The organism is Salinivibrio sp. MA351 (assembly GCF_001996065.1).
Taxonomy (GTDB): domain Bacteria; phylum Pseudomonadota; class Gammaproteobacteria; order Enterobacterales; family Vibrionaceae; genus Salinivibrio; species Salinivibrio costicola.
In genome coordinates this window covers 1-11,739 of the sequence record NZ_MUFG01000007.1, presented here as the reverse complement: position 1 = coordinate 11,739, position 11,739 = coordinate 1, and the positions used below count along the sequence as shown (strand labels likewise).

Here is an 11,739-nt window from a genome sequence, read left to right as displayed (position 1 = left end):
TCTCCTGAGTTCAATCTGATTAGCTACGGGCTAGAATAGTTTTGGCCTGCTCAACCATTTGTTTACGACCAAAAATGAGATGTCGGCGTTTGCCGCCTACTTGGCGCCATAGTACGGTACTACGGATACCAGATAACAAGAGGGCACGCACACGATGCTGCACGCCGGTTTGTTGTAGGTGTTGCGGGTCGCCAGAAACCTGAATACGCGGGCCCAGTGGGCTGATGACGTCGAGATAAATACTGGCAAGATTACTGATCATTTGCTCATCAAGCAGATCAAAGTGGCTCGATTGGCGCTCGATGGTTTCGATCCGATCGCCCAATTGCGCCATGGCATCACGACGGCTGGCAAGCTTGCGCTCTAAGGCGAGCAAATTGATCAGATAACGCATTAGCTCGCTACCGTTGCTGCTATTATCCAGCTGGCTGATCAGCGCTTCCAAGCCTAAATGGAGCCCTGACTCACCGCCGCCAGTGACATTACCGACCTCACCGCGAAACACATCGAGCGTCGAGGACGGGTTCGTCATCACGATGCTGCTTAAGCTGGTACTGAGCGCGTCTTGGTCACAATAGCCCTGACGGGACACATCTTGCACCAGTTTCGCTGCCTGACAAATGCTCGCAAAAGCGAGGGTGCGATCATAAATCGTCTCTGCCACTGATCACGGCTCCTTAAATACGTTGCTCGATAATACCACCACCTAAACACACGTCGCCGTCATAAAAAACAGCGGATTGGCCAGGGGTGACCGCAATTTGCGGCTCGTCGAATGTCACTTTTATGGTGTCATTATCAACAGGCGTGATAGTACATGATATATCGTGTTGACGATATCGGGTTTTGACTGTGCAACGGCGTGTCTCGGTCACATTCTCGCGATCGACCCAGTGTAATTGGGCTGCTATTAAGCCTGCAGAGAATAAGCGTGGATGATCATGGCCTTGACCTACAATCAGTACATTGCGCTCAACGTCTTTATCGACCACATACCAGGGCGCTTCGCTACCGTTACCGCCTTTTAATCCGCCAATCCCTAAACCTTTACGTTGGCCCAGGGTATGATACATCAGGCCTTGGTGCTCACCGATGTTCTCGCCATCGGTCGTTTCGATGGGCCCCGGTTGCGCGGGTAAGTACTGCGATAAAAAGTCAGTAAATTTGCGCTCACCAATAAAGCAGATCCCAGTGGAGTCTTTTTTCTTTGCGGTCACCAAGCCTTGTTCTTCGGCAATTTGGCGCACTTGTGGCTTTTCGAGATCGCCGACTGGGAATAAGCTACGTGCAATCTGATCGTGGCTGAGTGTATATAAGAAGTAGCTTTGGTCTTTATTGCTATCAAGGCCACGCAGCATCTGTGCTTTTTCACCATTGTCGGGGAAAGATCGACGCACATAATGGCCCATAGCAATATAATCGGCGTCTAGCACTTCGTCGGCAAACTCGAGAAATGCCTTAAATTTGATTTCTTTATTGCACAGAATATCTGGATTCGGCGTACGGCCTGCTTTGTACTCGGTCAAAAAATGCTCGAACACATTGTCCCAATACTCAGCGGCAAAATTAATGGTATGTAGCTCAATGCCCAACTTATCGCAGACATCTTGCGCATCGGCCAAGTCTTCTGCAGCAGAGCAGTATTCTTCGTTGTCATCTTCTTCCCAGTTTTTCATAAACAGGCCTTCGACCTGATAACCCTGTTGTTTCAACAAGTAGGCAGAAACGGACGAATCAACACCGCCGGACATTCCGACAATCACTTTTTTGCTGCTGTTATCTGACATGGTGATCACAAATGCTGCTATCAATAAACGGACGCTGAGTTTAACAGAATCAAATCGCCGGATACAGATGTGATAAGGCTCACACGTTAACCGTTATCTAAAGTAGATAGATGGTTGCGTGGACGGCGACCGATGCAGCTTATGTTGATGCGATTAAATATCAATGGCGGACATAGTCTGTGATTGGGTGCCGCGCAAAGACCCTCCGCGCCATGGATGGCGCGGCGGAGCCTCCAGGGATGGATTCACGGCGTGTCTGTGCGTGGTATCTAATCTCAGAGCGGTGACGACAATTGCTGTGAAGCTTGGCTTTATCGAGCCTTCTTCGACGGTGCGCGCTTGGACGATCGAGTGCGCCCACGCGGTGCTTTCCCTTTTGGCCCTTTGGGTTTAGGGGTGAACTGCTCAAAGCCTTTCGGCGGATCAACCTCACACCACTGGCCTGGCTGCAAATCATCCAGCTGCCAGGCGCCGAGTTGGGCGCGAATCAAGCGCAGCGTCGGGTGGCCAATATGGGCAGTCATCCGGCGTACTTGTCGATTTCGCCCCTCGTGCAGCACCACCTTTAACCAGGTAGTGGGAATGTTGGCGCGATAGCGTACCGGAGGATGGCGTTCCCACACGGCGGGTGACGCCATTTTTGATACCTCAGCGGGTAGCGTTAGACCATCTTTTAGCTCCACACCGTCGCAAAGCGCTTGAATCGCTTCATCGCTGGGCTCACCTTCCACTTGGACCCAATAGGTTTTGGGAGATTTAGATGAAGGCTGGGTTAATCTGGCTTGTAAGGCACCGTTATTGGTGAGTACCAGTAAGCCTTCGCTGTCCTTGTCGAGTCGACCGGCCGGGTACACGTCTTTTACGGAGACGATGTCGGCTAATGTGCTGTCACCGGGCTCACCGCTAAACTGGGTCAACATGTTATAAGGTTTGTTAACAAGTATCACTTTAGTGGTCATCGCCGTCGCRCGTGAATCCTGTGCGTGTTGAGATGATTTGGCAGTGGTGTTTGAAACAGCCTTTGACGCTGGCTGAGAGCGGGATTTATATGGCATACGGGCTGTCAAATAGATTAAACGGCAAATGAGACTTTGGTATTATACACGTAATAATCTGTTTGGCGTGTTGTATGAATTCGAGTATCCTCGTTGCGCATCTTACACAAAGATAACAAATGGACGCTAGGAGATTAAAATGGAAAGTAAAGTAGTTGTACCGGCGGAAGGTGAAAAAATTACACTCGACGGCACAAAACTGGTAGTCCCTAACCACCCTGTGATCCCTTACATTGAAGGGGATGGCATCGGGATGGATGTTAGCCCTGCAATGATCAAAGTTGTTGATGCCGCAGTTGCTAAAGCCTACAACGGTGAGCGTAAGATTTCATGGATGGAAATCTACACCGGTGAAAAATCCACCAAGGTATACGGTGATGATCAATGGCTACCGGCTGAAACACTCGACTTTATTCGTGAATACAAAGTGGCGATTAAAGGCCCACTGACAACGCCTGTTGGCGGTGGTATTCGTTCTCTGAATGTGGCCCTTCGCCAAGAGCTCGATCTCTACATTTGTGCGCGTCCGGTACGTTACTTCACTGGCGTTCCTAGCCCTCTGAAAAAGCCAGAAGATACCGATATGGTGATCTTCCGTGAAAACTCAGAAGACATCTACGCGGGTGTCGAGTTTAAAGCGGGCACCGCAGAAGCCGATAAAGTGATTAAATTCCTGCGCGAAGAAATGGGTGCCAACAAAATCCGTTTCCCAGAGCAGTGTGGTATCGGTATCAAGCCGATTTCTGAAGAAGGTACCAAGCGTCTGGTTCGTGCGGCTATCGAGTACACCATCGATAACGATCGCGACTCACTGACCATCGTCCACAAAGGTAACATCATGAAGTTTACCGAAGGGGCGTTTAAAGATTGGGCATACGAAGTAGCCAATAAAGAGTTTGGTGCCGAGTTGCTTGATGGCGGTCCGTGGATGACGATGATAAATCCAAAAACCGGTAAAGAAATCATTATTAAAGATTCCATCGCAGATGCTTTCTTGCAGCAAATTCTGTTGCGCCCTGCAGAGTATGATGTGATTGCCACCATGAACTTGAATGGTGATTACGTATCTGATGCTTTGGCAGCGCAGGTTGGTGGTATTGGTATCGCCCCAGGTGCCAACATTGGTGACGGTGTGGCACTGTTTGAAGCTACCCACGGCACGGCGCCAAAATACGCGGGCCAAGACAAGGTAAATCCAGGCTCGCTTATCCTGTCAGCAGAAATGATGCTGCGTCACATGGGCTGGTTTGAAGCCGCTGATCTGGTGATCAAATCAATGGAAAAAACCATCGCCAACAAAACTGTGACATATGACTTCGAGCGTCAAATGGAAGGTGCGAGCCTACGTAAGTGCTCTGAGTTTGCAGACGACATGATCGCTCAAATGTAATAATAGTGTTATCGCACGATGATAAAACCCGGCTCATTCGCCGGGTTTTTTTGTTTGTGGTCTCGGGAATGACCCACTTAGACAATCAGTTTATATCCTCCCACGACAACGCGGTGCCTTTGGTTAACGCGCGTGTCGCTCGTTTTCCGAGCACCGCATCATAGTGTTTCGGCGCCAACCCAAAGCCAGGACGAATACTGCGCACATTATCGGGCGTGAGTGGCTCACCGGGCGCGATATCCTCACAGACATACAAAGAGCGCCTAAATTGACGGTTGCTTGCTTCGGCCTCTCGGGTGGTGAGGGCGCTTTCTCCTAACGCTTGCCACGCCGCGTGGGTTTGCTCGCAAAGCGCACTGAGTGCAGGTGGCGTAAGCGAGAAAGCGGCATCTGGCCCTCCCGAGTCTTCAGAGAGCATCACATGCTTTTCAATCACGCACGCGCCGAGTGCCACGGCTGCGATCGCGGCGGTATTGGTCAGCGAATGATCGGATAAACCCGTCAATGCTTGATAGCGGCTGGCTAAGGTTGGAATGGTTCGCAGATGGCTTTGTTCAATCGGCGCAGGGTAGGCGCTGATACAATGAAGCAACACCAGCTCACGACAGCCGTTATCACGGGCAGTCGCCACCGCCTCGGCGATCTCTGTCTCGTCAGCCATGCCGGTTGAGATGATCATCGGTTTACCGGTTTGCGCAGCATAGCGAATCAAGGACAAATCAATCGCCTCGAACGAGGCAATTTTATAGGCGGGCGCATTAAGGTCTTCGAGCAAGTCAATCGCTGAGCAATCAAAAGGAGAAGAGAATAGGGTGATACCCTCCTTTCGTGCGTGATCAAATAACGGCTTGTGCCACTCAAACGGGGTTTGTGCCCAGCGATATAGCTGGTGGAGACTATAACCATCCCACAGCCCGCCTTTGATTTGAAACTCATCGTGGTCGCAATCAAGGGTAATGGTATCGGCGGTATAGCTTTGCATTTTCACAGCATCGGCACCGCAGGCTTTGGCCATGGAAATGGTTTGTTTGGCAAGCTCAAGGCTACCATTATGGTTCGCCGACATTTCGGCAATGATATAGGGGGGATGCTGGGGGCCGATCAAACGGCCTGCAATCTTAATGTCGTTGTTCATAAACCGCATCGATATTCAGTTTGGTTTGAAGGACACTGGCGCCTTGCTGCCACTCATCAGCGGACAAAGACAGGCACACAATCTCGACTGTTTTTCCCTCAGGCAGGGAAAAGGTGCGTTGCCGACTTTGCGGCGTTTCACGAAAGCCAAAGCGTTGATGTAGCCGAACCACCCCCTGATTATGACTGAGCACTTCACAGTTCAATCGGGTCACGCCCAAGGTCTCAAATGCTAAACTTAATGCGCCAAATTCCATGAGCGCCCCGCTGCCACGCGGTGCATCCGGCGCCGCATAAAAAGCCCAGGTCGCACTTGTACTATTGTCGCTATTTAGGTCAAGGTTTACCACGCCAAGCGGGGTGTCCGGTTGGCTGTCTACGCGCTTGTAGACGATATAGAAATAACAGTGCGTATTGGCGAGCATATGGCTGAACCATGCCTTGTGCTCATCATGGCTAATTTCATGCTGAGTGTACATAAACTGGCGGACAGCGGGACGATTGCGCCAATGCCATAAGGTATCACTGTCCGCGTGACTCACCGCTTTAAAAATCAGTTGCATAAGTCATGCTCCAAGGCCGCGACCACGCGCTCTGCGCCTTTTCCATCGGTGATCGCTGGCAGAGTAGGAAGCTGATACCAATTTGCGGCAAGGTGCTGCAGTGCAGACGCGTAATCTTGCCAGCGGGTGTGCTCACCGCGTCCTAAGTATTGATAGCCCGGTTGTCCGGCGAGATACTCGGCCATGGCGTGTTGGTTTTCCGCCACACACACCAAGGTGCTCGGGACCCCCAAGCAGCTGCGCTCAATGGCGGTCACACCGGCCGCCCCAAACGCATAGCGTGCCCGTGCCATGTGGGTATCAAAATCCGACAGTGCTTCCACTACGCTAACCCCATCGGGGACAGGCTCTTTACACAATGCATCGCGGTCTGGGTTACGCCGGCCGGTGACAATTAATAGCGAGAAAGGCAGCCTATCGAGCTTCTGCCCTTCTTCTAGGTGTTGAACGGCTTCTAGGTGCTTCACCGCGTCCACGAGCTTGCGGCTTTCACCGGTCGGGTCCGTGCCGGAGAAAAAGGCGATCACCTTATCTTCCCGCGGCGGCGGAGACTGATGTAAGGCGGCAAATGCTGGACGCAATAGTGCATAGTAGGGCCCCAGTAAGCATCGGGTCTGTGGATTTACAAGCTGTGACACGTAGCGCGTGGTGAAATCAGGCCAAGGATTTTGATCGAGCAAAAACGCGCAATCGTGGGGCCGATTGGCTAAATCATCGACCACCATCACCGGACAGCCCAATTGGGTATGAATCGATTGCTCCCAGCGGGCATCTAAGGCGTAATGATCCACCACCATCAAATCCACCGGCTGGTTAGCCACGCATGCGGTTGCCTCTTCGGCATCTTGCCGCTGGCTCACACCAAGCCAGTCGGTGTTGCTAAGCGAGTTTTTGGGAGCAGGCAACACCGCCACCGTTAAGCCTTGTTCATGGCTGACCGCTATCAAATTGCCGGGCAAGTCGCGACATACCAAGGTTACCTGATGACCCGACGTTTGTAGCATGCTAGCCAACACGTGCATGCGGCTGACGTGCCCGGTACCTATCGCTTGGGAGGCATCGACTCGAATGGCAATATGGCTCATAGCAAGGCTTGTTGCTCCAACAGTTGATACATTAGCTCGGCGCGTAGCCAGTCATCCGGCTCATCAATGTCTTGCACGCGGTAATGAGGGATCAACACGGCTTTCGAGTGAGGGGCAAAAACCGGTTCGCGCGCTAAAAAAGCACTTGGTGTGCCCCAGTAAAACATTCCCGCATCGTGGTACGCCGGTTGTAAGTCTTGTGAACGGGTGGTGAAGTGCTCAGGCCACAACATGCTGACACTGCCATCGGCATCGACATGAATACTGCGCTGAATCGGAAAGGCGTAGCGGGTGGCGGCAAAACTGTATTTGACGGTGTCGCCGTTCAATAACGCTAAGCCCTGGCGCAAGTCATCCGTGGTGACAAAGGGAGTGGTAGCATACAGGCAGCATACCGCTTGTAAAGGCGTTTGCAGTGGCGACGGGTTAAGCCACTGGATCGCATGCTCAAGCACATCCAAGGTCGTAGCGTGATCACCGGCAATCTCGGCGGGACGTACAAAAGGCACTTCAGCCCCTGCATCGTGCGCCACACTGGCAATGTCGTCGCAATCGGTGGAAACTAAGACGCGATCAAATAGCCCACTTTGACGTGCTGTCGCAATGGCATAAGTGATAATGGGCGCACCGTTAAACAGTTTGAGGTTCTTGCCCGGAATGCGTTTGCTGCCACCTCGGGCGGGAATAATACATACATTCATCGGTCACGCGTCCTCAATGGCTTTTTGTAGCGCAGCAATCACTGTATCTTGCTGCTGCTCGGTTAAATCGGGGTAAAGCGGCAAAGTGAGTGCGCCCGCGTAATACTGCTCGGCAAGCGGGAAGTCTCCGTGTTGGAAGCCCAGTGCCTGATAGTAAGGTTGCGTATGCACGGGAATATAGTGCACGTTCACGCCAATGCCTTGCGCACGCATTGCTTCAAAAACGGCGCGGCGTGTATCGGCGTGCTCAAGCTCAATCAAATACAAATGCCATGCCGACTCGGGATCTAAAACGGGCCGCTTGACGGGCAAATCCGCCAGTGCCTGATGGTAACGCTCGGCGAGTGCAAACCGTTTGGCGATAAAGGAACGAAGCTGGGTTAATTGTGAACGGCCAAGCGCGGCATGAATATCCGAGAGGCGATAGTTCATCCCCAATGTATGCTGCTCATAACCCCAAGGCGGTAAACTAGCGTGGCTATCTTCTGCGTCACGGGTGATCCCGTGGCTACGCAACTGACGCAGTGCTTTCGCCAATGTGGCACTTTGGGTGGTGGCAACCCCAGCCTCTCCCGCGGTAACCACTTTGACCGGATGAAAACTAAACACGCTAATATCGCTGTACTGGCATCCACCCACCGTCGCGCCTTGATAGTGTGCGCCCATCGCATGTGACGCATCCTCAATAATGGCTATCTGATAACGCTTGGCAAGCGTGGCAATCTCGGCCATTGGTGCACTGGCGCCGGCCATATGCACCACCACCAGCACTTTGGGCAAGGTGTGAGTAGCGGCCGCTTGCGCTAGCTTTTTCGCGAGCTGCTGGGGGCATAGGTTACGTGTGTGCGGGTCAATATCGACAAAGTCCACCTCGGCACCACAGTATCGACCACAATTGGCTGACGCGACAAAGGTAATGGGCGAGGTCCATAAACGATCGTCTGGGCCTAACCCTAGCGCTAGACAAGCGAGATGCAGGGCAGATGTGGCGCTATTGACGGCGACCGCATGCGCAGCCCCGGTGAGTTCGGCGACGGCGGCTTCAAAAGCCGGAACTTGCGGGCCTTGCGTCAGATAATCACTTTTTAGCACCTCAAGCACAGCGGCATAGTCTTGCTCACTAAGATGCTGCTTTCCGTATGGGATCAACGCCATACTCCTTTACTGCTCGGTGTCGAGTTGCAAAATGGCCTCGACGGTTAACACATCTGGGTTAGTGCCTGATTGATACTCAAAGCCTTCTGGCACGGGCTGTCCTTTTTCGCCCAACGCATTTTCTCGATAGTCATCATCGGCATCGTAGAACTTAATGGTGGGGCAAATCACGTAATGATCGGCAAATTCGAGCGTCAGATGCGCATCGTCAGCCGGACACATCACTTCATGCATTTTTTCGCCGGGGCGAATGCCTATCACCTTGACGGGCGTGTTCGGGGCATAGGCGCTGGCGAGATCCGTCAGGCGAACCGATGGGATCTTAGGAACAAATATTTCTCCGCCATACATGCGCGAAAAGTTTTTCAGCACAAAATCCACCCCTTGCTGCAAGGTAATCCAAAAACGGGTCATTTCAGGATGGGTAATGGGCAAGTGATCCGCGCCTTCCGCTGCCTTTTTCTTAAACAAAGGCACCACAGAGCCGCGTGAGCCGACCACATTGCCATAGCGCACCACTGAAAAACGTGTCTTTTGGCCCCCGGTCATATTGTTAGCGGCGACAAACAATTTATCTGAACACAGTTTGGTGGCGCCATAGAGATTATTGGGGCTGGCGGCTTTATCGGTCGAGAGCGCAATCACCTTTTCCACTCCGTTGGCAATCGCGGCACGAATCACATTCTCTGCACCGTGAATGTTGGTCTTGATACACTCCATCGGGTTGTATTCGGCGGCAGGTACCTGCTTGAGTGCAGCAGCATGAATCACATAGTCAATGCCTTGCATCGCTTGCATTAAACGATCGCCATCACGCACATCGCCAATAAAATAGCGCATGCAAGGGGCGTTAAAGGTTTGCTGCATTTCATATTGCTTGAGCTCATCGCGAGAGAGCACCACGAGACGGCGTGGTTGATAGCGTTCAAGCAGGGTGCGGACGTACTTTTTACCAAAAGAACCAGTACCGCCGGTGATCAGAATGGATTTGCCGTTAAACATAAGACGCCTTGTCACTAACTGTCGGGAATACAGGCAGTTTAACTGATCTGAGCAGGATTTGGCGATCTGCTAGGGCCATGACGCGCGATTAAGCGACATCAAGCGATTTTATTTTTTCTACCTCGTGTTTAATTGATTGCGACGCCTCCCAAAGATCAACGGCCCTTTGCGCATTGAGCCAAAACTCAGGCGAGTTACCAAACAGACGTGCGAGACGAAGCGCCAGCTCCGGGCTCACGGCTTTACGCTCATCCAGTACGGCAGTCATCGATTGACGAGAGACGCCCAAAGCATCAGCCAATTGTTCTACACTCAAGCCGTAATCGGGCAGAAAGTCTTCGCGCAACATGGCTCCAGGATGCGTCGGTTGGCGTTGCATGCCAGCTCTGTTGAAAATCGTCATCACTGTTACCTCATTAGTGGTCGTCGCAAACCTCTGCTTTTCGACCAACGTACTCTTGAAGGTGGTTGCGTCAGTCTTAGGAATATGAGATTTCCTATTATAGTTCATTGATATTGAATGATTATATTGCTTTTGCATATTTCTTAAGAGCAGTGTCACATTTCCACCACTGTATTAAACTCCTTTCATACTAATCATTGAGAAATATTTCGTCACATAGTAGTGTCTTGATTGTTGTGCATTTGTTGTTTTTTTGAGCTAAAAGTTACGAAGGAATGTTGTAAATGGAGTCTAAAACTAATCCGCGTCTTTCTGATGATATTCTTAAAAGGATCAAGGTACTGTATGTCGTTCTTTATCATAAGCGTATGAAACATAATATTAAGAATGAGATGGTAAGGGGGTGTATACATAATTCATTTGCTTCTCATTTTTGATTAACATACATGGGTTTTTATATATATGATTCGTGTTTTTCGATAAGACAAGGAATATACAATGAAAGTTGCTGTGATCGGATGTGGAAATATTGTATTAAAGGAGCACATACCTGCCATGGTCTCATTAGGCATTAAAGTACATGCTTTGTGCGATATATCGTCAGGTAATATTGATGGTGCACAAAAAATCCTTAATTATAAAGTCCCTGCTTATACTTGCTATAAAGAGTTGATCGAGAATGTTCAGCCTGACACATTAGTCGTCGCTTTGCCCCATAATTTGTATCATGAAGTCTTAAAGTATTGCAGTGGTTACCCTTTGAAAGTAATAAAAGAAAAGCCGTTTGCGCTCAATTTAACACAAGCAAAAATATTTAGTGACTTTTCTCGTGGTAAAAATTTTAAGATATTCACAGTTTGCCAGAAGAGGTATACACCTGCCTATGAGTTACTTAAGAATGAGATACATAAGTCAGGAGAAAAAATTTCACAGCTAACGATTAGATATACAATTCCCAGTAAGAATCCTAATGCGAACTGGCGAAGTCAGTTCTCAACATCGGGAGGTGGTGTTTGGCTAGATATGGGGTACCACGTTATTGATATCGTAAATTATTTGTTTGATGGTAAAGATGTAGCTATCAATCATGCACGGCTAATAAATTCATCAGGAGAGAATTATAACGTCGACGATATAGCTTTTGTTGAGCTCGAGTGCGACGGCGTAATTATCTTCGCATATATCTCGTGCGTAGAAATTGAAAAACATGAAGATATTACTGCTTATGGTAAAAACAAAATATTCCATGCCGATAAGAAAAGCGTCACCATTAAAAATAAAAAGCAAGAGGTTATTAATTCACTTGAGGTTGAGCCCGCTTCACCGTTTGTTAGAATGTAWCAGGATCTCCTTTTTAACAGTGGTGAGGCAGGGTTTGAAAGGAATCTAAGTAGCTCAATGTCACTAATGCGTATTTTAGAAAAGGCTTTTAAAAATAGTAATTTTAATGTTGCTGCATAATAG

General features: G+C 50.1%; 12 protein-coding genes. 2 read left to right on the top strand and 10 right to left on the bottom strand.

Translation table 11 applies throughout. The features are described from left to right. Window positions 1-19: 19 nt before the first annotated feature. From hflD to BZG78_RS05690, 3 genes are all read right to left on the bottom strand, one after another. Window positions 20-664 carry a high frequency lysogenization protein HflD gene (hflD, locus tag BZG78_RS05700; protein WP_021022328.1) on the bottom strand — a complete coding sequence of 215 codons (645 nt, stop codon included), beginning with the start codon at window positions 662-664 and terminating at the stop codon, window positions 20-22. Between the two features lie 13 nt (window positions 665-677). Continuing rightward, the gene (mnmA, locus tag BZG78_RS05695) at window positions 678-1,787 is read right to left on the bottom strand and encodes a tRNA 2-thiouridine(34) synthase MnmA (RefSeq protein WP_077660681.1); all 1,110 of its coding nucleotides are present in this window, start codon (window positions 1,785-1,787) and stop codon (window positions 678-680) included. Between the two features lie 311 nt (window positions 1,788-2,098). After that, window positions 2,099-2,746 (bottom strand): pseudouridine synthase, encoded by a 648-nt coding sequence (locus BZG78_RS05690; RefSeq protein WP_242412988.1) that lies wholly within the window; start codon window positions 2,744-2,746, stop codon window positions 2,099-2,101. A 235-nt stretch (window positions 2,747-2,981) separates the two neighbouring features. Between BZG78_RS05690 and icd the strand changes: the two genes are divergently transcribed. Continuing rightward, complete coding sequence (gene icd, locus BZG78_RS05685; RefSeq protein WP_077660632.1) at window positions 2,982-4,232, top strand: NADP-dependent isocitrate dehydrogenase; 1,251 nt, start codon at window positions 2,982-2,984, stop codon at window positions 4,230-4,232. A gap of 85 nt (window positions 4,233-4,317) precedes the next feature. Here the strand turns inward: icd and pseI are convergent, their stop codons facing one another. The 7 genes from pseI to BZG78_RS05650 all read right to left on the bottom strand — a co-directional run bounded on the left by pseI (window position 4,318) and on the right by BZG78_RS05650 (window position 10,275). Next, a complete protein-coding gene (pseI, locus tag BZG78_RS05680) occupies window positions 4,318-5,367 on the bottom strand; it encodes a pseudaminic acid synthase (RefSeq protein ID WP_077660631.1) in 1,050 nt (349 codons plus the stop codon). Continuing rightward, complete coding sequence (pseH, locus tag BZG78_RS05675; protein WP_077660630.1) at window positions 5,351-5,929, bottom strand: UDP-4-amino-4,6-dideoxy-N-acetyl-beta-L-altrosamine N-acetyltransferase; 579 nt, start codon at window positions 5,927-5,929, stop codon at window positions 5,351-5,353. The genes pseI and pseH overlap by 17 nt, the downstream gene beginning before the upstream one ends. Continuing rightward, on the bottom strand, window positions 5,920-7,014 hold the full coding sequence (gene pseG / locus BZG78_RS05670) for a UDP-2,4-diacetamido-2,4,6-trideoxy-beta-L-altropyranose hydrolase (RefSeq protein WP_077660629.1): 1,095 nt from the start codon (window positions 7,012-7,014) through the stop codon (window positions 5,920-5,922). Before pseG ends, pseH begins: the two co-directional genes overlap by 10 nt. Beyond that, entirely contained in the window at window positions 7,011-7,715 is a 705-nt protein-coding gene (gene pseF / locus BZG78_RS05665) for a pseudaminic acid cytidylyltransferase (RefSeq protein ID WP_077660628.1), read from the bottom strand. Before pseF ends, pseG begins: the two co-directional genes overlap by 4 nt. A gap of 3 nt (window positions 7,716-7,718) precedes the next feature. Next, window positions 7,719-8,864: a UDP-4-amino-4,6-dideoxy-N-acetyl-beta-L-altrosamine transaminase gene (gene pseC / locus BZG78_RS05660; protein WP_077660680.1), complete on the bottom strand. Its 1,146-nt coding sequence runs from the start codon at window positions 8,862-8,864 to the stop codon at window positions 7,719-7,721. 12 nt (window positions 8,865-8,876) lie between these two features. After that, the gene (gene pseB, locus BZG78_RS05655) at window positions 8,877-9,872 is read right to left on the bottom strand and encodes a UDP-N-acetylglucosamine 4,6-dehydratase (inverting) (protein ID WP_025738853.1); all 996 of its coding nucleotides are present in this window, start codon (window positions 9,870-9,872) and stop codon (window positions 8,877-8,879) included. Window positions 9,873-9,960: 88 nt separating this feature from the next. Next, window positions 9,961-10,275 (bottom strand): HigA family addiction module antitoxin, encoded by a 315-nt coding sequence (locus tag BZG78_RS05650; protein ID WP_077660627.1) that lies wholly within the window; start codon window positions 10,273-10,275, stop codon window positions 9,961-9,963. A gap of 498 nt (window positions 10,276-10,773) precedes the next feature. On the opposite strand from BZG78_RS05650, the gene BZG78_RS05640 reads away from it, so the two are divergent. Beyond that, window positions 10,774-11,736 (top strand): Gfo/Idh/MocA family oxidoreductase, encoded by a 963-nt coding sequence (locus BZG78_RS05640; protein WP_077660625.1) that lies wholly within the window; start codon window positions 10,774-10,776, stop codon window positions 11,734-11,736. Window positions 11,737-11,739 lie beyond the last annotated feature (3 nt).

Excerpts from the sequence above, each read along its gene's own strand:
- mnmA (WP_077660681.1), bottom strand. The coding sequence starts at position 1,787 with ATGTCAGATAACAGCAGCAAAAAAGTGATTGTCGGAATGTCCGGCGGT.
- BZG78_RS05690 (WP_242412988.1), bottom strand. The coding sequence starts at position 2,746 with ATGACCACTAAAGTGATACTTGTTAACAAACCTTATAACATGTTGACC.
- icd (WP_077660632.1), top strand. The coding sequence starts at position 2,982 with ATGGAAAGTAAAGTAGTTGTACCGGCGGAAGGTGAAAAAATTACACTC.
- pseI (WP_077660631.1), bottom strand. The coding sequence starts at position 5,367 with ATGAACAACGACATTAAGATTGCAGGCCGTTTGATCGGCCCCCAGCAT.
- pseH (WP_077660630.1), bottom strand. The coding sequence starts at position 5,929 with ATGCAACTGATTTTTAAAGCGGTGAGTCACGCGGACAGTGATACCTTA.
- pseG (WP_077660629.1), bottom strand. The coding sequence starts at position 7,014 with ATGAGCCATATTGCCATTCGAGTCGATGCCTCCCAAGCGATAGGTACC.
- pseF (WP_077660628.1), bottom strand. The coding sequence starts at position 7,715 with ATGAATGTATGTATTATTCCCGCCCGAGGTGGCAGCAAACGCATTCCG.
- pseB (WP_025738853.1), bottom strand. The coding sequence starts at position 9,872 with ATGTTTAACGGCAAATCCATTCTGATCACCGGCGGTACTGGTTCTTTT.
- BZG78_RS05650 (WP_077660627.1), bottom strand. The coding sequence starts at position 10,275 with ATGACGATTTTCAACAGAGCTGGCATGCAACGCCAACCGACGCATCCT.